General features: G+C 64.7%; 22 protein-coding genes. 12 read left to right on the plus strand and 10 right to left on the minus strand.

Features of this window, described 5'->3' with window-relative positions; all coding sequences use genetic code 11:
* Positions 1–140: 140 nt before the first annotated feature.
* From AC07VI_RS26735 to AC07VI_RS26765, 7 genes are all read left to right on the plus strand, one after another.
* On the plus strand, positions 141–557 hold the full coding sequence (locus tag AC07VI_RS26735; RefSeq protein ID WP_086147635.1) for a hypothetical protein: 417 nt from the start codon (positions 141–143) through the stop codon (positions 555–557).
* Positions 558–675: 118 nt separating this feature from the next.
* Positions 676–2,424: a ribonucleoside triphosphate reductase gene (locus AC07VI_RS26740; RefSeq protein ID WP_086147636.1), complete on the plus strand. Its 1,749-nt coding sequence runs from the start codon at positions 676–678 to the stop codon at positions 2,422–2,424.
* Complete coding sequence (gene nrdD / locus AC07VI_RS26745; protein ID WP_086147637.1) at positions 2,421–2,618, plus strand: anaerobic ribonucleoside-triphosphate reductase; 198 nt, start codon at positions 2,421–2,423, stop codon at positions 2,616–2,618. The genes AC07VI_RS26740 and nrdD overlap by 4 nt, the downstream gene beginning before the upstream one ends.
* Positions 2,611–3,315 carry an anaerobic ribonucleoside-triphosphate reductase activating protein gene (locus tag AC07VI_RS26750; RefSeq protein ID WP_099375996.1) on the plus strand — a complete coding sequence of 235 codons (705 nt, stop codon included), beginning with the start codon at positions 2,611–2,613 and terminating at the stop codon, positions 3,313–3,315. Before nrdD ends, AC07VI_RS26750 begins: the two co-directional genes overlap by 8 nt.
* Positions 3,316–3,463: 148 nt before the next feature.
* Complete coding sequence (locus AC07VI_RS26755) at positions 3,464–7,519, plus strand: Pls/PosA family non-ribosomal peptide synthetase (RefSeq protein ID WP_492993496.1); 4,056 nt, start codon at positions 3,464–3,466, stop codon at positions 7,517–7,519.
* A 21-nt stretch (positions 7,520–7,540) separates the two neighbouring features.
* Complete coding sequence (locus AC07VI_RS26760; RefSeq protein WP_157792436.1) at positions 7,541–8,056, plus strand: 4'-phosphopantetheinyl transferase family protein; 516 nt, start codon at positions 7,541–7,543, stop codon at positions 8,054–8,056.
* Positions 8,057–8,254: 198 nt separating this feature from the next.
* The gene (locus AC07VI_RS26765; protein ID WP_086147641.1) at positions 8,255–9,163 is read left to right on the plus strand and encodes a LysR family transcriptional regulator; all 909 of its coding nucleotides are present in this window, start codon (positions 8,255–8,257) and stop codon (positions 9,161–9,163) included.
* Here the strand turns inward: AC07VI_RS26765 and AC07VI_RS26770 are convergent.
* Complete coding sequence (locus AC07VI_RS26770; protein WP_086147642.1) at positions 9,160–9,837, minus strand: phosphoribosylanthranilate isomerase; 678 nt, start codon at positions 9,835–9,837, stop codon at positions 9,160–9,162. The two genes, AC07VI_RS26765 and AC07VI_RS26770, sit on opposite strands and share 4 nt — an antisense overlap.
* A gap of 126 nt (positions 9,838–9,963) precedes the next feature.
* Between AC07VI_RS26770 and AC07VI_RS26775 the strand changes: the two genes are divergently transcribed.
* Entirely contained in the window at positions 9,964–10,191 is a 228-nt protein-coding gene (locus tag AC07VI_RS26775) for a hypothetical protein (protein ID WP_086147643.1), read from the plus strand.
* Between the two features lie 76 nt (positions 10,192–10,267).
* Positions 10,268–10,672, plus strand: coding sequence for a hypothetical protein (locus AC07VI_RS26780; protein WP_099375994.1), 405 nt, complete (start codon positions 10,268–10,270; stop codon positions 10,670–10,672).
* Here AC07VI_RS26780 and AC07VI_RS26785 read toward each other — a convergent pair.
* The 7 genes from AC07VI_RS26785 to AC07VI_RS26815 form a co-directional block, all read right to left on the minus strand.
* Entirely contained in the window at positions 10,669–11,700 is a 1,032-nt protein-coding gene (locus tag AC07VI_RS26785) for an RNA methyltransferase (protein ID WP_086147645.1), read from the minus strand. The genes AC07VI_RS26780 and AC07VI_RS26785 overlap by 4 nt on opposite strands.
* 67 nt (positions 11,701–11,767) lie before the next feature.
* Complete coding sequence (locus AC07VI_RS26790; protein ID WP_076573183.1) at positions 11,768–12,109, minus strand: zinc ribbon domain-containing protein YjdM; 342 nt, start codon at positions 12,107–12,109, stop codon at positions 11,768–11,770.
* A 91-nt stretch (positions 12,110–12,200) separates the two neighbouring features.
* Positions 12,201–13,214, minus strand: coding sequence for a CDF family Co(II)/Ni(II) efflux transporter DmeF (dmeF, locus tag AC07VI_RS26795; RefSeq protein WP_492993492.1), 1,014 nt, complete (start codon positions 13,212–13,214; stop codon positions 12,201–12,203).
* Positions 13,215–13,232: 18 nt separating this feature from the next.
* Positions 13,233–13,508 carry a metal/formaldehyde-sensitive transcriptional repressor gene (locus AC07VI_RS26800; RefSeq protein ID WP_086147647.1) on the minus strand — a complete coding sequence of 92 codons (276 nt, stop codon included), beginning with the start codon at positions 13,506–13,508 and terminating at the stop codon, positions 13,233–13,235.
* Between the two features lie 118 nt (positions 13,509–13,626).
* Positions 13,627–14,451 carry a TlpA family protein disulfide reductase gene (locus AC07VI_RS26805; RefSeq protein WP_492993490.1) on the minus strand — a complete coding sequence of 275 codons (825 nt, stop codon included), beginning with the start codon at positions 14,449–14,451 and terminating at the stop codon, positions 13,627–13,629.
* 59 nt (positions 14,452–14,510) lie between these two features.
* Complete coding sequence (locus AC07VI_RS26810) at positions 14,511–15,236, minus strand: DUF2325 domain-containing protein (RefSeq protein ID WP_226936479.1); 726 nt, start codon at positions 15,234–15,236, stop codon at positions 14,511–14,513.
* Positions 15,237–15,368: 132 nt separating this feature from the next.
* Positions 15,369–15,974: a hypothetical protein gene (locus AC07VI_RS26815; protein WP_099375991.1), complete on the minus strand. Its 606-nt coding sequence runs from the start codon at positions 15,972–15,974 to the stop codon at positions 15,369–15,371.
* A gap of 278 nt (positions 15,975–16,252) precedes the next feature.
* On the opposite strand from AC07VI_RS26815, the gene AC07VI_RS26820 reads away from it, so the two are divergent.
* From AC07VI_RS26820 to AC07VI_RS26830, 3 genes are all read left to right on the plus strand, one after another.
* Positions 16,253–17,116 (plus strand): PoNe immunity protein domain-containing protein, encoded by an 864-nt coding sequence (locus tag AC07VI_RS26820; protein WP_172404924.1) that lies wholly within the window; start codon positions 16,253–16,255, stop codon positions 17,114–17,116.
* A gap of 16 nt (positions 17,117–17,132) precedes the next feature.
* On the plus strand, positions 17,133–17,939 hold the full coding sequence (locus tag AC07VI_RS26825) for a PoNe immunity protein domain-containing protein (RefSeq protein ID WP_492993487.1): 807 nt from the start codon (positions 17,133–17,135) through the stop codon (positions 17,937–17,939).
* A gap of 64 nt (positions 17,940–18,003) precedes the next feature.
* Positions 18,004–19,113 (plus strand): hypothetical protein, encoded by a 1,110-nt coding sequence (locus AC07VI_RS26830; RefSeq protein ID WP_086148469.1) that lies wholly within the window; start codon positions 18,004–18,006, stop codon positions 19,111–19,113.
* Between the two features lie 57 nt (positions 19,114–19,170).
* On the opposite strand, the gene AC07VI_RS26835 is transcribed toward AC07VI_RS26830, so the two are convergent.
* Positions 19,171–20,736 carry a methyl-accepting chemotaxis protein gene (locus AC07VI_RS26835; protein ID WP_086148468.1) on the minus strand — a complete coding sequence of 522 codons (1,566 nt, stop codon included), beginning with the start codon at positions 20,734–20,736 and terminating at the stop codon, positions 19,171–19,173.
* Complete coding sequence (locus tag AC07VI_RS26840; protein ID WP_086148467.1) at positions 20,715–20,903, minus strand: hypothetical protein; 189 nt, start codon at positions 20,901–20,903, stop codon at positions 20,715–20,717. The genes AC07VI_RS26835 and AC07VI_RS26840 overlap by 22 nt, the downstream gene beginning before the upstream one ends.
* Positions 20,904–21,147 lie beyond the last annotated feature (244 nt).

Here is a 21,147-nt window from a genome sequence, read left to right on the forward strand (position 1 = left end):
GGCTCAGGGTGCAGACTATAGCCCCGCCCATGCCGCCCAGTCCTTGACGCAGGTGAAGGAATGCATGCATGGCTGGCGCGCGTTCAACTTGCTTGACCTGGCTGTAAAATGCCCCACTTTTCCCCCTTCGATTGCCCGCCATGACCCGCAAACCGCTGCTGATCTTCCTGCTTACCCTGTTCCTCACCGCGCTGCAGGTGCAGTGGGCCGGCCCGTCCGATGGCTATGACGCAGGGACCGTCTCCATGCTGTCGCCCGAAGTGCTGGGCGCGTATCCAGGCGTGCTGCTGCTGTTCCTGCTGGCCGTGTTCGCGCGCCGCCAACTGCCGCTGCTGCGCCAGGCCGCCATCTGCACGGGCCTGCTGGCCGTCTACTGGCTGCTGGCGAACTACGTCACCTTCGACGCGCGCGTGGCCAGCTGGAGTACCTACTCGCCGCTGGAAATCTGGGCCCACGTGCTGCCCGCCTCCGTCGCCAGCGTCGCCGCCTGCGGCGCCGCATTCTTTTTCGCGAGCTGGCTGATCCTGCGCGAAACGCGCTGGAACAAAACCGGCTGAGGTGGTTTTTTCACCTGCGTCAAGGATTCGTCACGCAACTGCACGCGCCCTTTGACGCCACTATATTTAGTGATTAACCTCCATAAAAACACCGCATGTTGTGTTTATTGGAGGTTTCATGACGACAAATGCAGTTCCATCCACGCGCGGCCAGGTCGATGTCGCCGCGTCCATCAATGAATACCTGGAGCGGCGCGACTGGCGCGTCAACGCCAACGCCAACCAGGGTTACTCGCTGGGCGGCCTGATACTCAACGTGTCGGGCAAGGTCATCGCCAACTACTGGCTGGACCAGGTCTATCCGCCGGAAGTGGGCGCGGCGCACCGCGAAGCGGCGCTGCACATCCACGACCTCGACATGCTGGCCGGCTATTGCGCCGGCTGGTCGCTGCGCACCCTGCTGCACGAAGGCTTGAACGGCGTGCCGGGCAAGATCGAATCAGGCCCGCCCAAGCACATGTCGAGCGCCATCGGCCAGATCGTCAATTTCCTCGGCACCCTGCAAAACGAGTGGGCCGGCGCGCAGGCCTTCAGTTCCTTCGACACCTACATGGCGCCCTACATCCGCAAGGACAGCCTGCGCTACGAAGACGTGCGCCAGTACATGCAGGAGCTGATCTTCAACCTCAACGTGCCGTCGCGCTGGGGCACGCAGACGCCGTTCACCAACCTGACTTTCGACTGGGTCTGCCCGGACGACCTGCGCGAACAGATTCCCGTCATCGCCGGCCGGGAAATGGACTTCAGCTATGGCGAGCTGCAGGCGGAAATGGACATGATCAACCGCGCCTACATCGAGATCATGATGGCGGGCGACGCCAAGGGCAGGGTCTTCACCTTCCCCATCCCCACCTATAACATCACCGAGGATTTCGACTGGCATAGCGAAAACGCGGAACGCCTGTTCGAGATGACGGCCCGCTACGGCCTGCCCTACTTCCAGAACTTCATCAATTCGGAACTCAAGCCGAACATGATCCGCTCCATGTGCTGCCGCTTGCAGCTGGACTTGCGCGAGCTGCTGAAAAGGGGCAATGGCCTGTTCGGTTCCGCCGAGCAGACGGGCTCCCTGGGCGTGGTGACGATTAACTGCGCGCGCCTGGGCCATTTGTGGCGCGGCGACGAGCCAGCCTTGATGGCGGACCTGGACCGCCTGCTGGAACTGGGCAAGACCAGCCTGGAAATCAAGCGCCGCACCATCGAGGAACTGATGCAGCAAGGCCTGTTCCCGTACACGAAACGCTACCTGGGCACCCTGCGCAACCACTTTTCCACCCTGGGCGTGAACGGCATCAACGAGATGATCCGCAATTTCAGCGGCGACGCCCATGACATCACGAGTCCGGAAGGCCATGCGCTGGCCGTGCGCCTGCTCGACCACGTGCGCGAGCGCATGGTGCAATTCCAGGAAGAGACGGGCCATATGTACAACCTGGAAGCGACGCCGGCCGAAGGCACGACATACCGCTTCGCCCGCGAAGACCGCAAGCGCTATCCCGCCATCCTGCAGGCGGGCACGCCGGACAATCCGTATTACACGAACTCGTCGCAACTGCCCGTCGGCCACACGGACGACCCGTTCGAGGCGCTGGAATTACAGGATGCGCTGCAGCGCAAGTACACGGGCGGCACGGTGCTGCACCTGTACATGACGGAAGCGCTGTCGGACGCGAACGCCTGCCGCGAGCTGGTGAAACGCGCCCTGAGCCGCTTCTCGCTGCCCTATATCACCGTCACGCCCACGTTTTCCATCTGCCCGCGCCATGGCTACCTGGCCGGCAAGCACGAATTCTGCCCCACCTGCGACGCGGAGCTGATCGCCCGCAAGCAGGCCCACATTGCTCCATCACTTGAGGAAACGCCATGAACGCACGTCCCGACTTCACTCCCGCCATCACCCTGCTCGATACCGAACGCCAGCGCTGCGAAATATGGACGCGCGTGATGGGCTACCACCGCCCCGTCGCCTCGTTCAACATCGGCAAGCAGGGCGAATTCCACGAGCGCCAGTATTTTACGGAAGCGAGCGCCCGGGTAGGCCAGCCCGCCTGTCATGGCTGAGTTGAAAGTGGGCGGCCTGACGCCCTTTTCCGCCACCGACTACCCGGGCAAGCTGGCGGCCGTGGTGTTCGTGCAGGGCTGCCCCTGGCGTTGCGGCTATTGCCACAATCCGCACTTGCAGGCGCGCACGCCGGAAGGCGCCATGCCATGGCAGGACGTCCTGACCTGGCTGCGCCGCCGCGTGGGCCTGGTCGACGCCGTCGTCTTCAGCGGCGGCGAGGCGTGCATGGACCCGGCGCTGGCGCGCGCCATGCAGGACGTCAGGGCGCTGGGTTTCGGCATCGGCCTGCACACGGCCTGCATCTATCCGCAGCGCCTGCAGGAAGTGCTGTCCCTCGTCGACTGGGTGGGTTTCGACATCAAGGCGCCGTTTGCCGACTATCGTCATGTGACCCGGGTGGCCGGCAGCGGCGACCCGGCGCGCGCCTGCCTGGACGCCATCCTCGCCAGCGGCGTCGCCTACGAGTGCCGCACCACCACCCATCCGGATCTGCTGCCGGATGAACAGCTGCTGGCCCTGGCCGCCGCCCTGGCCGCCAAAGGCGTCGACAACTACGTGCTGCAGCAGTTTCGCGCCGACGGCTGCGCGGATGCGGCGCTGACAAGCCGGCCCCTGCACGGCTATCCGGCGGCGGCAACTTTGGCGCAAATCGGCGCCATGTTTCCCCGTTTTACATTCCGTAATCACGGCAGTTGATCCTGCAGCCACATAATTATTGAAAGTCCCACAAAATTCCCCGTTCTGCAACGCTGAAATGTCTTGCGTGCTGTAATGTATCAACTGTGCCGCGCACCATGCGCAGCCCCTTAGAATCCTCCTACAGCATTACAGATAAGCGTCATCCATGAACGATTTCACCGCAGTCAGCCCAGACACCCCTTCCACCCACGCCGACATCCTGTACGGCCCGCCGCGACCGGATCTGCTGCGCGAGGAAGTGCTGGCCGACCTGCTGGAAGCGACGGCGCGCCGCTGCCCGCAGCAAATCGCCCTGATCGACGGCGAACGCCGCATCACCTATGCCGAACTCGATGCGCAGGCGGGCCTGGCGGCGTCGCGCCTGGTGGCGGCCGGCGTCAAGCCCGGCGACATCGTGGGCCTGTGGCTGCCGCGCGGCGCACATCTGCTGCTGATGCAGGCGGCCATCGCCAAGGCGGGCGCCGCCTGGCTGCCCGTCGATGAAGACACGCCCGTCGAGCGCCTGCAGGTGTGCCTCGACGACGCCAATGGCGCTGGCGTCGTCAGCTGCGCGCAATTCGCGCCGCGCCTGGAGCAGGCTGGCGTCCAGCGTCCCGTGTGGACGGCGGAAAGCCTGCTGGCGCCCGCCGCGCCGGGCGAACACCTGCCGGCGCGCGGCGCCGTCTTGCCCGAACACCCGGCATACGTGATCTACACCTCCGGCTCCACGGGCAAGCCGAAAGGCATATTGATCAATCAGCGCAGCATCTGCCACTTCCTGCGCAGCGAAAACGCCGTGCTGGAAGTGACGCAAAGCGACACCGTCTACCAGGGCTTTTCCGTCGCCTTCGACATGTCGTTCGAGGAAATCTGGATCGCCTATCTGGTGGGCGCCACCCTGTGGCTGGGGCCCAAGGAGATTTCGGGCGACCCGGAAGCCTTGCCGCGCGCCTTGGGCGCCAACCACGTCACCGTGCTGCATGCCGTGCCGACCCTGCTGGCCCTGTTCGCCGAGGAAGTACCGAGCTTGCGCTTGATCAACCTTGGCGGCGAGATGTGTCCCGAGTCCCTCGTCGAGCGCTGGTCGCGCCCGGGCCGCGCCATGTTCAATACCTACGGCCCCACGGAGGCGACCGTCTCGTGCAGCCTGGCGCGCCTGCGGCCCGGCGTGCCCGTCACCATCGGCACGCCGCTGCCCAACTATGGCTTGCTGGTGCTGCAGGTGGCCGAACCGGGCGAAAACCGTCCACTGACCTTGCTGCCGCGCGGCGAAACGGGGGAATTGTGCATCATCGGCCCCGGCCTGGCCGAAGGCTACCTGGGCCGGCCCGACCTGACGCAGGAAAAATTCCTGCCCAATCCCTGGGCGAGCAGCGAGGACGATGCGCGCCTGTACCGTACGGGCGACCTGGCCCGCATCGATGCCGACGGCCAGGTGCAGTGCCTGGGCCGCGCCGACGACCAGGTCAAGATACGCGGCTTCCGCGTGGAGCTGGGCGAGATCGAAGCCGTGCTGGCGCAGCAGGCGGGCGTGGGCACGGTGGCCGTGCTGCTGCGCAAGGATGACGGCTTCGACCAATTGGTGGCCTACATCGTCGGCAGCGACGAGGCGCCCGATGACGCCCTGGCGGCAAAAAACCTGCGCGCGGCGCTGAACCTGCACCTGCCGCCCTACATGGTGCCGGGCCGCTTTGAATTGCTGCCGCTGATGCCGCGCCTGACCTCGGGGAAAATCGACAGGAAAGCCTTGAAAGCCATGCCCCTGTCCGCGCCGCCTGCCGGCGAGGCGGGTGTATCGGACGTGCCGGAAACGCCGGCCGAAGCGGCACTGTTCGCGGCCCTGGCCAAGCTGTTCCCCGGCCAGGCCATTTTGCGCCGGCTGGACTTCTTCAGCGACCTCGGTGGCCACTCCTTCCTGGCCGCGCGCCTGGCATCAAGCCTGCGCGCCGACCCGGCCTACGCCCACATGACGGTGCGCGACATTTACCAGAACCGGCAGATCGGCAAGATCGCCGCCGTGCTGAACGAAGCGCCCGCGCTGGCCACGCCGGAAGCGGAATGGACGCCGCCGTCCACCCTGAAACGCTGGATCTGCGGCGCGGCCCAGGCGGCGGCCGTGCCGGGTCTCGTCACCCTGCGCATGGCGCAGTGGATGGCACCGTTCTTCACCTACCACTTCTTCACGGGCGATGCGGGAGATACCGTGCCGCGCGCCATCGCCGCCTCGATCGGCGTGTTCTTGCTCGCGACCCTGGCCGAATTTGCCATTGCAATTGCCGGCAAGTGGCTGATCGCCGGGCGTCTGAAACCGGGCAGCTATCCGCTCTGGGGCGCCACCTATTACCGCTGGTGGCTGGCCGACCGCCTGGTTGAATCGGCGCCCGCCTATCTGCTCAGCGGCTCGTCCCTGAACAGCTGGTGGCTGCGCGCGCTGGGCGCGAAAGTGGGCAAGGAAGTCGTCATCGGCTCGATGACCCTGCGCGCGCCCGACTTGCTGTCCATCGGCGACAACGTCAGCGTGGGCAACGCCGTCAACTTTGAAAACGCCCGCGTGGAGCGGGGCCGTTTGCTGCTGGGGCAGATCAGCATCGGCGACGATGCCTGCATCAGCTCTTACGCGATTTTGGAAGGCAATACCGAGGTGGGCGCGTTTGGCCACCTGGAGGGACAATCGGCGCTGGCCGACGGCGCTTCGGTGCCGGCCGGACGCGTCTACACGGGTTCGCCCGCGCGCGACATCGGCGCGTTTGACGCGGCCAGCCAGCCGCCGCGTCCCGCCGTCTCGCGCCTGCGCCTGACGGGCGAAACCCTGTTCTTCTGCTTCGGCATGGTCCTCATCGCCGTGCTGTTCTTCATGCCCGTCTTCCCCAGCTTCGTGCTGATCGACTGGTTCGACGAGCGCGAAATGATGCCGTGGCTGCAGGGGCGCGACGTGACGACCCAGCTGGCCCGCTACTTCCTGCTGGCCTTCCCCGCCAGCGCCGTGTTGATCGTGCTCACGGCCCTGCTGTCGGCCGCCATCCGCTGGGGCGCGCTGCCCCGCCTGAAGCCGGGCAGCTCACCCGTGCACAGCAATATCTATTGCGCCAAGTGGCTGGTCAGCCATATCCAGGAATCGAGCCTGAACGTCCTGCACGGCATCTACGCCACCGTGTACGCGCCGTACTGGTACCGCCTGCTGGGCGCCAAGGTGGGCAAGGGCGCCGAGATTTCCACGGCACTGGGCGTCGTGCCCGACATGCTGACCCTGGGCGACGACACCTTCATCGCCGACGCCGTCATGCTGGGCGACGAGCAGATCGACGGCGGCTGGATGACCATGCGCCCCACCGTCGTCTCGCACCGCAGCTTCGTCGGCAACGGCAGCTACATCCCGGACGGCACCGTGCTGCCCGAACACGTGCTGATCGGCGTGCACACGCACGCGCCGCGCAATGAGCAGATGCACAGCGGCGACACCTGGCTGGGCTCTCCGCCCATGCACCTGCCCGCGCGCGAACAGGTCAGCGGCTTTGCCGAGCACCTGACGTTCAAGCCGTCGCTGCTGCGCCGCCTGGGCCGCAGCCTGATCGAAGCGTTCCGCATCGTCGCGCCGCACGCCGTGGTGATCGCCGTCGGCTACACGCTGGTGCTGGACGTGATGCCGATCGCGGGCGCCGGGCGCTGGGGCGAAGTGGTGGGCGACCTGGCCATTGCCGGCCTGGCCTACGGTATCGGCAATTTTTTAGTGGTGGTACTGTTCAAGTGGCTGCTGCTGGGACGCTACCGCAAGCACGCGGCGCCCATGTGGACGCCGTTCGTGTGGATTTCGGAAGGCGTCACCAACCTGTACGAGGGCATCGCCGTGCCCAACTTCATGCGCTACCTGCGCGGCACGCCATGGCTGCCGCTGGCCTTCCGCCTGATGGGCTGCAAGATCGGCCGCGGCGTCTACATGGACACGACGGACATCACGGAATTCGACTGCGTGCACATCGGCGACTACAGCGAATTGAACGCCCTGACCTGCCCGCAAACGCATCTGTTCGAGGACCGCGTGATGAAGATCGACCACGTGGAGATCGGCCAGCGCGTCTACATGGGCCCGCGCAGCTCCGTGCTGTACAGCGCCAGGGTGGGCGACAATGCGCGCCTGGGGCCATTGACCCTGGTGATGAAGGGCGAGCACATCCCCGCCGGCAGCAACTGGGCAGGCTGCCCGGCCGCGCCTTTGCGTAGCTGATTGCAGCTGATGGACTTTACGGTGCTCTTGTCAAGAGACAGCGTGCTGGTGATCGGCATCGTGCCGCCGCCGTCACGCACGGAAGCGCGCGCGCACCTGCGCCAGGCCGTGCGCGAAGCGGCGGCGCAGTGGCAAAACCTGGACATCGAGGCTGTTTCAGTCGAATCGACGCCGGGCGCCCCTCCCCGCATGCTGCTGCCAGCCGGCGTTGCGGGCCTGTCGTTCAGCCATGACGAGGGACTGTCGCTGGCCGCCATCGGCCTGCATGGCGCCGTCGGCATCGACGTGATGCGGGTGCAGGACATTGCCGACTGGTTCAATCTGGCGCGCGATTACCTGGGGCCGCGGGTGGCAGCTGAGCTGGCCGACTGCCCTGCCGACCAGCGCCCGCGGCGCCTGGCGCAGGCGTGGACGGCGCGCGAAGCGGCGCTCAAGTGCGCGGGACTGGCGCTGGCCGAGTGGAATGGGGCCGCACCGGCCTGCCGCCTGAAAACGCTGGCGTTGCCGGCACCGTATGTGGCGACGCTCGCATATTAGTCCTCCTTGTCCTCGGCCGCGCCTCCGACCTGGACGAAAATCAGTTTTACGATAATACTGACGAGCAGCCCCAGCACCCCGAGCAATTCCAGCATGGCCTTTCCTTTGCAGTGACAACAGACCAATCCACTGTATCGTGAACCCCGGGGCAAGGCTAATATCAAATCAGGCAGTCACCGATCTCGAAAAGGCATACGATTGATTTCCATCAAACAGTTCCGCTACTTTGTCGAAGTCGTCGATGCGGGCAGCTACTCGCGCGCGGCGGAAAAATTATATATCGCGCAGTCGGCCCTGAGCCGGCAAATCAAGGAACTCGAGGGCGAGGTGCAGGCCCTGCTGCTCACGCGCGACGCGCGCCATATCGAACTGACACCGGCCGGACAGGTCTTTTATGAACGGGCCAAACGCATCCTCGATGACATTGAGGAAACCGTGCGCCAGACGCGCCACGTTGGGCAAGGGGCGCAAGGCATCATCCGCCTGCTGCATTCGAGTTCCGTCACCCTCACGCCCGCCATCGGCGCCGTGCTGAACCGGCTGCTGGCGCAGTTCCCCGGCGTTTCGCTCGATGTGTCGAAAGGTTCGTCGGAAAACCAGGCAGCTGATATCGAGGAAGGCCGCGCCGACCTGGGCCTGGTGCGCCTGCCGACCCTGCGCAAGCACGCCAACATCGTCGTACGCGAACTGTTTGCGGAAAAGCTGGTGGTGGCCGTGTCGGCAGACTCGCCGCTGGCCGCGCTGGAGCGCACGACGATTGCAGCCCTGCGCGACGAAGCGTTCGTCTCGATCCCGCACAAGGACCGGGGAGGCCTGAGCTACCTGGTGGCGGGCCTGTGCCTGGCGCAGGGATTTTTTCCGAAGGCGGCGCGCGCCCTGTCGCGCAAGACCTCGCAGCTGAACCTGATCGAGGCCAACATGGGCATCGCCATCGTCCCCGACAGCATGCGCCTGGTGGCGCCGCCCGGCGTGCGTTTTATCGCCCTGCCGGACGAGGAATCGCATTCTGTTGTCGGCCTGATCTCGCCGCGTGCGGCCAGCGGCATGGTGGCCGCGTTTACGGAAGCGTTCGTGCGCGAGATGAATGTGTCGGCAACGGCGGCTTAACCTTCCGCATACAGCGCCGCATCCACGTCGCGCACGGCCGCCATCAGCAAGGCCAGCTTCATGACATCGAGCTGGCCGTCCGTGCGCACGCGCGAGCACAGGTCGATGCCGTAGGGGCGCACCTGGCGCAGTGCGTCGGCCACGTTGGTATCGTCCAGCCCGCCGGCCAGGAATACGGGACGGGGGCTGGCGCGTACGAAGCGCGCGCTGACGGACCAGTCGTGCGTGCGGCCCGTGCCGCCCAGTTCCGGAACCAAGGCGCCAGGGCGGCCAGAATCGAGCAAAAAGGCATGTACGTGGGGCGCGTAGGCGGGGATCAGCTCCAGCGCCTGCGGCCCTTCCACGTGGATCACCTGCACGCGCCGCACGTGCGGCAGCAGGCGCGCCAGCTGCGCCACTTCGCCGGGATCGACATGGCCCACGATCTGCACGGTGGACGGCTGCGTGGCGCGCACGTGTTCGGCGATGGCTTGCGCCGTCGTCTCGGACGTCAGCAGGAACGTGGCCACGGGCGGCGGCGTCCAGGCGGCGATCTGCGCGATGCGCGCGTCGGGGATGGGGCCGGGGCCGGACGGCATGGCCGCCACCAGGCCCAGCGCGTCGGCGCCGGCGGCAATGGCCAGTTGCGCTTCGTCGATGGAAGCGATGCAGCAGATCTTGATGCGGGTTCTCATGGCCTTGCGTGCTCAGTCAAAATGATCAACATTACAACACAGGGCGGCGCGCGCGCCAAGACACGCGGTCAAGGCCGCGCACGATTGTGTGCCAGAATGGGGACCTGCCCACTTTCCGAGGAAGCCATGGCCGACTATAAAAACCCCAGCTACGTGGCCCGCTCCATGCACCCGCGCTTCGATGAGCTGACCTCGCCCGGCGAAGCCGTGCCGTATTCGGGCATCTACCGCTGCGACGGCTGCGCGCACGAGATCGTGTCGACGGAAGGCCACGTCATGCCGCCGCAAAACCACCACCAGCACAGCAGCGGACAGGGCCCCATCCTCTGGCGCCTGATCGTCAGTCCGCGCTGATGCTGCGGCGCAGATTGACAGTCGCCAGGCGCCGGCCGATACTGGATTCATCCTGGACCGCCACTGGAATGCCCGCATGCGCCTCGTCGATTTTGAAGTCCGCAAGGAGTGTCCGCCGCAGCTATGCGACTGCGAGCGCGAGCGGCTGCTCGCCGATCCGCAGGCGGACATTTCCATCCTGCGCCTGAACCTGACGGAAGAAAAGCGCCTGCTGGCGCACATCGAGGGCATCGCCACCTATGCGCAGCTGCGCAAGCTGCAACTGCTGTTGAAGAACAACCTGGGGGTGGAATTGCAGATCGCCCCCGGCAGCGGCGAGGTGCGCACCGTGCGCGGCTTTCAGATCCGCCTGCTGGAGCGGCCCGGCCTGTGCCGCAAGACGCGCGCCGCCATCCCGGCCGCCGTGCGCCGCTGCCTGGCCGCGCATCCCGACATCGCGTTTGCGATATTGAATGAAAACGATTTGCTCGGTGGAGTTTAGACAGCGCTAGCGCGGATGGGAATGACCTTGCCCTTGGCCTCGCGCGCCCTTAACTGCCCGCATCCCCCCTCCACGTCCTGCCCCGCCGAATCGCGCAATTTGGTCAGCACGCCGCGCGCGTGCAGGGCGGCGGCAATCGCCCGCGCCTTGTCCCAGCTGGGGCGCCTGAACGGCAAGTCATCGATGGTGTTGTACGGGATCATGTTGAGCACTGCGTACTTGCCCTGCAAGAGCGCCACGATGCCATCCATCTCGTCCTCGCCGTCGTTGACGCCTTCCATCAGCGTCCACTGGTACTGCACCGGGTAGCCGGTCAGGCGCGCGTACGCTTCGCCGAAGTCCACCAGTTCGCGCGGGGATAATTTGGGTGCGCGCGGCAGCAGCTGTTCGCGCAACTCCGGCTTCGTCGTGTGCAGCGACAGGGCCAGCGCCGGCTTGACCCTTCCCTGCGGCAGGCGCTCGAAGGCGCGCGGGTCGCCCACGGTGGAAAACACGAGGTTCTTGTGGCCGATATTGCCCTCGGTGCCCAGCAGCTCGATCGCTTCCATCACATTGTTCAGGTTATGCGCCGGTTCGCCCATGCCCATGAAGACGACTTTTTTCACGGGACGCAGGGTGCGCGCCAGCACCACTTGGGCGACAATTTCTCCGCTGCTCACTTGCCGGATCAAACCGTCGCGGCCCGTCATGCAGAACTGGCAACCGACGGCGCAACCGACCTGGCTCGACACGCACAGGCCGTCGCGCGGCAGCAGCACGCTTTCCACCGTCTGGCCGTCGTGCAGCCCCACCAGCAGGCGCGCGGAACCGTCGGCGCCCGGATGGGTGCTGAGCAATTTCAGCATACCCTGCAATTCCAGGTCGAGCGCGGGCAAGGCCTCGCGCACGGGCAGCGGCAAAAAATCTTCGGCGCGGCGCCGGCCCTGGTCGTGCGGCTGGCCCTGTATCCAGTCGCGCAGCACGCGCTGTTCGTGCAGAGGCTTGGCGCCCAGGGCGCGCAGGCGCTGGCGGAGATGATCGATTTGCATGGATTCTGAACAAAAAAACGGCGCGCCGGCAGGAATGCGAGGCGCGCCGCGGATGGCAATAAAAAGCTTAGACTTTTTTCACGAACTCGGTTTTCAGGCTCATGGAACCGAAGCCGTCGATCTTGCAGTCGATATCATGGTCGGCATCGACCAGGCGGATGTTCTTGACCTTGGTGCCCATCTTGACGACACCGCCGCCGCCCTTCAATTTCAAGTCCTTGATGACGCTGACCGTGTCGCCATCCTGCAGGATATTGCCGGCCGCATCACGGTACACCTTGGCGCCCTCTTCCACCGCTTCTGCAGCCGAGGCCGACCATTCATGCGCGCATTCAGGGCAAATCAACTGGCTGCCATCTTCGTACGTGAATTCGGATTTGCATTGCGGGCATGGTGGTAATGTGCTCATTTTCTTCTCTGTCTGGTGAACAGCGCGTGCTGTAAAAGCCGACATTATACGGCCTACGCCCCGCATCAGCGGGCTTTTTTCCCCATCATTATCAAGGCCGGCGAATAATCTCGATGGTGCTGTGGACGATTTCCTCGTGAATGCCGATGCGCGCGCGCAGTTCGGCCGCTGTCAGCGAAGGATCTCGGCTGACGACGGACAAGGCGCACGAGTACAGCTGCTTGCCGACCCGCCAGACGTGCAGGTCGACGATGCGCGGCGTGTCGCCCGCGCTTGCCACTTCCACGGCCTCGCGGATTTCATCCACCACCGGATGATCCATCTCGCGGTCCAGCAAGACCTTGCCCGTGTCCAGCATGAGCTTTTTCGCCCACAGCGCCACGAGCACGGCGCCTGCGATGCCCATCACGGGGTCGAGCCAGCGCCAGCCGTAGGCCCACGCGCCGGCCAGCGCCACGATGGCCAGCACGGAGGTGGCGGCGTCGGCCAGCACGTGGATATAGGCGGCCTTCATGTTCAGGTCTTCGCCATGGCCGTGATGGTCGTGATGGTCGTGGTGACCGTGGTGGTCGTGATGGTCGTGGTGACCGTGGTGGTCGTGATGATCGTGGCCGCCGTGGTGGTCATGGCCATGATCGTGGTGGCCCCCGAGGATCAGCGCGCACACGAGGTTGACCGCCAGGCCGAAGGCGGCCACCGCCATCGCCTGCGGATAGTGGATGGGCTGCGGCGAAAACAGGCGCTCGACAGAGGCCGCCACCATCAGCACGGCCACGCCCAGCAGCAGGATGGCGCTGGTGTAGCCGGCCAGCACCTCGATCTTCCAGGTGCCGAAGGCGAAGCGGGGGTCGCGCGCATAGCGGCGCGCGGCCGCATACGCAAACGCGGCCAGGCCGATGGCCAGCGCGTGCGAACTCATATGCCAGCCGTCGGCCAGCAAGGCCATGGAGTTGTACCACCAGCCGGCGACGATTTCCAGCACCATGGTGGCCAGGGTGATCCACATGACGATGCGCGCGCGGCGCTCCGCCTTGTCGCTGGCGCCGCCAAACACGTGTTCGTGCTGCCAGGCGGACAGGTCTTCCTCGATATGTTGCAGTTTCATGCTGGTCTCTCTGAACGATTATTTGAGGTAGGTGCGCAGGATGCCGGCGATCTCGTCGGCGCCCCTGGCCCGCTCTTCGCCGGAGATATCGGGACTGGCCACGTGCTCGCGCAAGTGCTCTTCGATCACCTCGGACATCAGGCCATTGACGGCGCCGCGCACGGCGGCGATCAGCTGCAGCACTTCGCCGCAGTCGCGGCCCTCTTCCAGGCTCCGTTCCAGGCCTTCCACCTGGCCCTTGATGCGTTTGACCCTGTTCAGCAGCTTGGTCTTGTTGTGCGCCGTGTGGCCCATGATGCACTCCGATAAATACTATAGGGGGGTATACTATCAGAAACCGCCCCGGCTGCGACAAGGCGCAAAAAAAGCCGCACATCGCTGGCGATGGCGGCTCGTCATCAGGGTATGCGCGTCAGGGCAACGGTGCGATCTTCTGCAGCTGGCTGGCCAGCGAAGCGTCGGACAGTTCGCCCAGGTGGGTGTCGGCCAGGCGACCCTGCGCGTCGTAGAACAGGGTAGTGGGCAGGGCCGAGGACTCGGCCGCCTTGCCCAGCGCCGCTTCGCTGTCGAGCACCACATTGCGCAGGGTCACGCCGCTCCTGTCCAGGAAAACGCTGGCCGCAGCGGCATCCTCGCGCTGATTGGCGTAGACGAAGACGATATCGGCGCGCGCCTGCTGCGCGGCGGCCAGCACGGGCATTTCGCGCCGGCATGGCGGGCACCAGCTGGCCCACAGGTTGACCACCATGGGCTTGCCGCCTGCCAGCGCCGCCAGGCTGGCGGGCGTGCCGTCCAGCGTCCGCAGCGTCACGGCCGGCAGAGCCGTCGGTTTGTCATACGCCAGGCCGAGGCCCGCGCTCATGACGCCCCAGGCCAGCGCGCCGGACGCCGCGCTGATGGCCAGGGGCCGGCGCATGGCCGCCATCGCGGGGCGCCGGCAGCGCCACGCGGCGATGGCCAGCGCGGCGGCGACGCCGGCCGGCGCCAGGAAGCCGCCATCGCGGATATTCAGGATGGACCAGGGTGCAGTCCAATACTGTTCATGCCAGCGCAGCACGAACGCCAGCCGCGCCATCAGCAGCCCGGCGATCAGCATGTCGGAAACGAGGGGGCCGGCGTCCGGCAACTGGCGGTAGCGCTGCAGCCACCACGCCACGCCGTAGGCGGCGCACAGGGCAAGGAACAGCAGGACGAGGCCAGTGGGCAAAGCCAGGGGGCCGATTTGCAAGGACAGCATGGGCGCTTTCTATGACGTCGAATGGACGGCCATTGTGCCCCAGGCGGATTAAACCGGCGTTAAGAAGCGGCCAGCGCTTCCTTGCGCACGAAATGCATGGCTTGCGGCTGATCCACCAGCACGCACTGCTTGCCCGTGCGCTTGCAGTGGTCATGCACGCGCCAATAGGCATCGTGGCTGACGCAGCCCGTCTGGCAAATCACCAGGTCGGCCGCCACCAGGCCCGCTTCCAGCGCCGCCACATCGTCGGCCCCGTCGCCGCCGCCCGCATGGTGGAGGAAGCGTCCGCCGGCCTGCTCGATGGCCAACTGCGCCACGTTGGCGCCGCCGGCATGGCGGCCCGTACCTGGTCCCGCCGCCTGCTCCAGATAGTTGCCCACATACAGCACCAATTTTTCACGCACGCCGGCCAGCAACCCGCCCTGCGGGGCGGGCGCGGGCACGACGGAAGGCGCCGGCAGCCACTGCAGGCGCAGCAATTCGCGCATCAAGTCCTGCACGCGCTCGCTGAGCCACTCGACCCGGCGCGCCAGCCGGGCACGCGTCGGCAAGCCCGGCACGCTGGCTGCCAGTTCGGCCAGCTCGTCGCGCGCCAGCGCCAGCCGCGTATCGCGGATCACGACCTGCGCCCGCGCGCGCATCAGTTCCGATTCCAGCTGCGCGATGCGGGCCGCCTGCGCGGCCAGCTGCGCACTGCAACGCGCCTGCGCGCGGCCATATTCGCCCATCAGCACGCGATGCTCACGCGCGATCATGTCCTCGTTGCCATACACACTGCCCATCATGCCCTCCTTTACCACCCGTGGCGCCACCGCGCCAGCCCATCGCAACCCCATAGCCATGAATTATAAATGAGAATCATTACTGTTTGTGTATGCACATGCATGCAGCAGGGGTATGCGCGCTGGCCGCCGGCATCACGCGGCGGGCGGGCAGGACAGCATGCGTTGCCAGACGTCGTCCTGCACCTGCCGCACCTGCCGCACGCCATCGGCACCGCGATAGATGTCCAGCGTGTTCGGCCATGCCATGTCGATGAACAACTGCCGTGCCGGATCGACCAGCAGGGACTGCCCCACATAGTTCCCCTTGATCTCGCCCTTGTTGACGGCCAGCAGGCGCGCGCCGCCCGCAAGCGCACGCTCGTCCAGCGCCACGCCGCTGCGCTCGGCCACGTCGCGCAGCCAGCGCTCGCGCCAGCGCGCCTGCTCCTCGAACTGTCCCTTGGGTGGCCGGTCGAGCTTGACGACGGCCGCCACGGGTCCGCCTATGCCCGCCTGCAGCGAAAAGCCCATGCGTTCCTGCAGTTCGACCGTGTAGGCCTCGCCCTTGACGTCGATCTGGTAGCGCCCCGTCCCGTCCTGTACCAGCAGGTCGGCCTGATGGTAGGCAGGTTTGACGCAATTGGCGTACTGATAGACGAGCACATCGAGGAACGGCGGCGCAGCCGGGGCGGACGCCGCCATGGCGGGCGACAGGCTGGCACATAAGGCCGCAGCGGCTGCGTATTTGATCTTGCTCATGCTTACTCCTGTTCACGTAAAAAGTCGGTGACGGCCAAAAACACCTGCGGCACGCCATCGCGTCGCTCATGGTAGCTATTTTGTATATTTCTTTCTGGCACACGATTCAATTGAATCGCGCTTGTTCGATCACTATTTCTAGTGTGTAATCTTGCAAACAAGTTATGACATCAACGACCGATACGTTTACCTCAGCACACGGAGTTCCAAACAATGTCCGCATTTTTCCATGCAAGCGCATCTTCCTTACGCGTCGATCACGACGGCAGCCAGACAAGATGAACAATCGCCCCTTCACCGAGCGGCGCCGCCAGCAATTTCTGGATGAAGAACTGTATGTCAAAACGCGCAGCAATCAATTTGCGCTGATTGCAGGAGGACTGGAAAACAAAAAGGTCGCCGACTCAGCGCAGGAAAATGCTTCCGTCCATCATTTTTTGTATTTAGAAGAACTCTGGATCTGGATGCTCGACTATACGGCGGGCGAGTCCATCGAGGCCTTGGCGCCGCGCATCGCGGGCATCGTGGATAAGTTTGAAGAATGGAATGCGGTCGATCAACTCTATCAGCAGGATGCGGCGCTTGAGTTTCCAGAGTTTGGGCCCTACGAATATCAGGGAGCACCAGAGTTTTACGTCCTGTCCGACTATCAGGACACCTTGCAACTGCTGAGCATTGCCATCCTGCTGCGCGATCAGCGCTCGGTGCTGCGCATCATCCACGTGCTGCGCAGCCATCGTGGCCGCGATGGCCTGTTCGAGCAATTGATCGACGGATATGTGGAGGATGGACAAGCACTCGACGCCTGCATCATCGCCAGGCCCTATGACACCCTGCTGCAAGTGTTCTATGAGGAGGATGAGGAAGCTACCTTGGCCCTGCTCCAGAAATACCTGAAACAATGGTATCCGGCCATGAAACATCATCCGCGCTGGTACAACGAGCATCTCAATATCAGCGAGGAAGGCTATGCCGGCTACTACGGCTACTGGGCATTCGAAGCAGGGGCGACGGTTTTCCTGCTCGACCTGGACGATAGCCAGAGCAGATCCCTGGTGTACCCCGGGGATCTGGTCGACCATGCGCGACGGCTACGGAAAGAAGCGCGCTACACCAGCGAAGTTGCATGGCCGCAACCATAATCAGCAAGGGACAAGGATGCAGACGCTGATCGAACAGGATTTTTTGGCCCGGCGCAGGGAAGCGCGGCTGTCCTACGCCATCTACCTTGAAAGCAAGGAAAGCCAGGACGAGTGCTACGACATGGTGGCAGCCGGCTTGCAACAGCCGGCGCACGTGCTGCAACACATTCCACCAGAAAATTTCATGACGGCCACGCGCCAGCGGGCCTGGGATGGCATCGACCAGCTCGCCCTCGCCTACAGCGCCGGCCACCCGCTCGACGAGTTGCGCGCCGCGTATCCCACGATACTCGCTTACTGGCTGGCGTTTGCCCGCTATGACATGGCATTTGACGCTCAGGCCGGCGAGGCCGAACAGGGATTTCCCCACTTCGCCCTGCCCGGCGACGGCTACGAGCAGGTCAACCGCATGGTCTGCCTCGGCATTTTGCTGGGCCGGGGCAGCCTGCTGCCCCGGCTGGCGCCCGTCATCGATTTCAATAACCATGAAAAGGATGGCTTGCTGGAGCGGCTGCTGGCATGCTTTGCCGCCGGCAGGGATGCCGCCTGGCCAAAGTGCACGCGCCATCTGCCCTACGTCAATACACTCAAGATATTCGCGGCAGAAAAAGATGCCCGTCCTGCGCTGATGCACGCTTATCTGCAGCAATGGTATGAGGCCAGCCGCCGCGAGTCCTATTACGACAGCCACCGGCGCGACACCTCGTTCTGGGGCTACTGGTCCTGGGAAGCAGCCGCCATCACCTGCGTGCTCGATATCGACGACAGCAGCTACGCGGCGCGCCCTTCTATCCGGCCGACCTGGTGGCGTTCTGCCGGATGAACGGGGTCGCCCCCGGCGCCACTGTGGCAACGCAGAACACGCATCAACAACGACTGGACGAAGCATGAAAACCAGCACCGTCATCGCCACCGGCATCGCCGTGGTTGCCGGACTCTGCTTTGCCCTGCTCAGGCAGTCGCCTGTCGCCACCAATCCCTTTCCGGGCATTTATTCCATCATCGACCCCGTCACTGGCGAGACCAAGGATGTCCTGAAAGTAAAATCGCTGCTGGGCGAGTACGTGGTACTCGCGCGCTTTGGCGGCCATGGCCCATGGACGGGGCCCATCTACGCCAAAGTCATGGGCGACGGCGACAGCTACGCGTCACCGCCACTGTTTCAGCAAGACCACATGGTCAGCGCGCTATCGCTGGACGAGATCGGCTACCTCTACCACACGCCGGGCAACAGCGACTCGCGCGCCGGCCCGTCCGATACCGGCTATATCAGCAGTATCGCGACCTTCGGCATTACCCCCCTGTTCCACCGCCCCCTGCTTACGGACGGCAGCGAGCGCGGAGAGCGGAACCTGCACGCGTACACGCCCGGCGCCGGCGAGCGCAAGGTATCGGTCAGTACCTTGAACTACAGCCCGCGCATGATACAGGTGGGCATCAGTTCCGCCAGCAATCCCGACAACGCTGTCGATACCGATCCCCTGAATCCCTACATGAGCAGCGCCTCCAGCTGCTGCTTCTACCTGCCGGTACAGGCCGCGGCGCCGTTGCCGGTCAAGCTCGAGTATCGCTGGCTGCCCAAGGGCAAGCCTGAAGTGCTGGCCCTGACCTTGCCAGCCAACAGCAAGGCCGACGAACTGTTGATACTGGTGCAGCCGGATGGCAGCATGAGCGTGGAATTTCGCGCTCCCGGCAAGGACCTGGATCTGACGCCCGAGGGTGTCCTGTCCATCAATGGCAAGCCGTATCCCCTGCCACCGGCCGCCGAGCGCAAGGCGCGCCTGGCTGCGGAACTGGCGCGAAGAAAACGCTTCTTGAAAGATATGTACAGGCTGCGGGACAAAGGCACGGGCGAATCTGTCGAGGTGGCATATCAACTGCGCTACCTGATCGACGAATACGAGAAAACCATCACCTATCTGGAAGCGTTTTCCGCATGCACAGGCAGCCTGGCAACGTGCAATAAGCAAGCCACGGCAGCGGCCCGCGCGCCATAGCGCAGCAACGTCCAGGAACCGCCATGCCGAACAGTGCCCTGGCCGCCAGCCAGCCTGTCAGCGGCCCGCATCGAGCTTGAACACCCCCACCTCCCGCACCAGGCTGGCCGCCTGCTCTTCCAGGCTGCCGGCAGCAGCGGCCGCCTCCTCGACCAGGGCGGCATTCTGCTGCGTGACCTCGTCCATTTGCGTGATGGCCTGGTTGACCTGTTCGATGCCCAGGCTCTGCTCCTGGCTGGCGGCGGCGATCTCGCTCATCAGGTCGACCACCTGCTTGACGGATGTCACGATCTTGTCCATCGTCGCGCCCGCCTCGTCCACCAGCTTGCTGCCCGCATCGACGCGGTCGACCGAGTCGCCTATCATGGCCTTGATTTCGCGGGCGGCGCTGGCCGAGCGCTGCGCCAGGCTGCGCACTTCACTGGCGACGACGGCGAAACCGCGTCCCTGCTCGCCCGCCCTGGCCGCCTCCACGGCCGCATTCAGGGCCAGGATATTCGTCTGGAAAGCGATGCTGTCGATCACATCGACGATATCGACGATCTTGCGCGAGCTGGCGTTGATGGCGCCCATCGTATCGACCACGCGTTCGACCACCTGTCCGCCCTGGACGGCAAATTCCGACGCCGATACCACGAGCTGATTGGCCTGCCTGGCATTGTCGGCATTCTGCTTTACCGTGCTGGTCAGCTCCTTCATCGCGGAAGCCGTTTCTTCCAGCGAACTGGCTTGCGCCTCCGTGCGCGACGACAGGTCGAAATTGCCGGCCGCGATTTCACGCGAAGCCACGGTGATGCTCTCCGTGCTGCTGCGCACCTGGCCCACGGTGCGCGACAGGCTGCCATTCATCGCTTCGAGCGCCTGCAGCAATTGACCGGGCTCATCGGAAAAGCGGTTGTCGACGCGGTTGCTCAAGTCGCCGGCCGCCACCATTTGCGCGGCCCGCAGCGCCTCCTGCAAGGGGCCGGTAATGCTGCGGCTGATCAACACGGCGCCGGCGATGCTCACGCCCAGCGACGCCAGCAGCAAGCCTGCCAGCAGTATGGTCGCCGAACGGGCGCTGTCGGCCGACTGGCTCTCGAATGCGCCGGAACGCTTGCTGGTCATGTCGACGACGCGGTTGATGGCCGCCAGATGGCTGTCGTAGCTGGCTGCCATGGCGGCCATGGCCGTGGCCACGGCCGCCTTGTCCTGCCCTTGTAGCGCGGGAATGAAGCGCGCGAATGCCGTCTCATAGAATGCCACGGCAGGCGCATGCGCCTGCGTCAGCAAGGCTTCGGCGATATCGGGATCGAGACCCTGGGTACGCCAGAACTGATGGCGCGTGTCGTACTCGGCCTTCAAGGCCTTCAGGCGTTCGACCAATCTGTCCTGCGCGCCCCTGTCTTCGGACGCCATCAACTGGAAGGCAACCAGATAGGATTCGAGGATGTATTCCGGCGGCGGCAGCACGTCGGCCACCAGGTCCTTGCCCTGCACGATGCGCTGGTACACGGGCCCGTTGACCTTCAGTTCGTGCAGCACGCGCAGCGACCAGCCGCCATACACGATCAGACCCAGCGAAAAGATGGCGACCAACAAGGCCAGCCGGCGCGACAGTTTTACTTGGCGAAGTAACTGCATTTGCGTATCCCCTCGGTAATCCGGACCATGCCGTCCATGCCGCTGGCATAGGCTGCACTGGCCAGGATGAAGGTTCTGCGCAGCATTTGCAGATTATGCAACTTTTTAAGGGAGTTGGGAGGAATGAGCGTAAAAAAGAATTTCTTGCTGAGCGGCGGCCGATGCATGGGCTCGCATAAGCCGGCGCATGCTCTGGCCGCTACTGCCTGAGATGAGGGGACGGCGTTGGCCGCTGCGCGGCCAACGGGGCCGCGCGCAGCGCGGCAGAATGGCGATTCGGAGAGCCTGCGCGCCCTTCAGGGCGCTCCGTCTTCGAATCCCGCCGTTCGGTCCAGTGTCCAGTCCTAAAATAGGTTGACAGTATTTATTGCTGCACAAACGCCCGATGCACCGCATCGGGCGTTTTGTACT

The organism is Janthinobacterium sp. GW821-FHT03A03, assembly GCF_059421435.1.

Coding starts and splice junctions, on each gene's coding strand:
- AC07VI_RS26805 (WP_492993490.1), bottom strand. CDS start 14,451: ATGCTGTCCTTGCAAATCGGCCCCCTGGCTTTGCCCACTGGCCTCGTC.
- AC07VI_RS26755 (WP_492993496.1), top strand. CDS start 3,464: ATGAACGATTTCACCGCAGTCAGCCCAGACACCCCTTCCACCCACGCC.
- dmeF (WP_492993492.1), bottom strand. CDS start 13,214: ATGAAACTGCAACATATCGAGGAAGACCTGTCCGCCTGGCAGCACGAA.
- AC07VI_RS26810 (WP_226936479.1), bottom strand. CDS start 15,236: ATGATGGGCAGTGTGTATGGCAACGAGGACATGATCGCGCGTGAGCAT.
- AC07VI_RS26840 (WP_086148467.1), bottom strand. CDS start 20,903: ATGCATCGGCCGCCGCTCAGCAAGAAATTCTTTTTTACGCTCATTCCT.
- AC07VI_RS26790 (WP_076573183.1), bottom strand. CDS start 12,109: ATGAGCACATTACCACCATGCCCGCAATGCAAATCCGAATTCACGTAC.
- AC07VI_RS26800 (WP_086147647.1), bottom strand. CDS start 13,508: ATGGGCCACACGGCGCACAACAAGACCAAGCTGCTGAACAGGGTCAAA.
- AC07VI_RS26780 (WP_099375994.1), top strand. CDS start 10,268: ATGCGCCTCGTCGATTTTGAAGTCCGCAAGGAGTGTCCGCCGCAGCTA.
- AC07VI_RS26750 (WP_099375996.1), top strand. CDS start 2,611: ATGGCTGAGTTGAAAGTGGGCGGCCTGACGCCCTTTTCCGCCACCGAC.
- AC07VI_RS26830 (WP_086148469.1), top strand. CDS start 18,004: ATGAAAACCAGCACCGTCATCGCCACCGGCATCGCCGTGGTTGCCGGA.
- AC07VI_RS26835 (WP_086148468.1), bottom strand. CDS start 20,736: ATGCAGTTACTTCGCCAAGTAAAACTGTCGCGCCGGCTGGCCTTGTTG.
- AC07VI_RS26735 (WP_086147635.1), top strand. CDS start 141: ATGACCCGCAAACCGCTGCTGATCTTCCTGCTTACCCTGTTCCTCACC.
- AC07VI_RS26740 (WP_086147636.1), top strand. CDS start 676: ATGACGACAAATGCAGTTCCATCCACGCGCGGCCAGGTCGATGTCGCC.
- AC07VI_RS26770 (WP_086147642.1), bottom strand. CDS start 9,837: ATGAGAACCCGCATCAAGATCTGCTGCATCGCTTCCATCGACGAAGCG.
- AC07VI_RS26815 (WP_099375991.1), bottom strand. CDS start 15,974: ATGAGCAAGATCAAATACGCAGCCGCTGCGGCCTTATGTGCCAGCCTG.
- AC07VI_RS26825 (WP_492993487.1), top strand. CDS start 17,133: ATGCAGACGCTGATCGAACAGGATTTTTTGGCCCGGCGCAGGGAAGCG.
- AC07VI_RS26775 (WP_086147643.1), top strand. CDS start 9,964: ATGGCCGACTATAAAAACCCCAGCTACGTGGCCCGCTCCATGCACCCG.
- nrdD (WP_086147637.1), top strand. CDS start 2,421: ATGAACGCACGTCCCGACTTCACTCCCGCCATCACCCTGCTCGATACC.
- AC07VI_RS26820 (WP_172404924.1), top strand. CDS start 16,253: ATGAACAATCGCCCCTTCACCGAGCGGCGCCGCCAGCAATTTCTGGAT.
- AC07VI_RS26785 (WP_086147645.1), bottom strand. CDS start 11,700: ATGCAAATCGATCATCTCCGCCAGCGCCTGCGCGCCCTGGGCGCCAAG.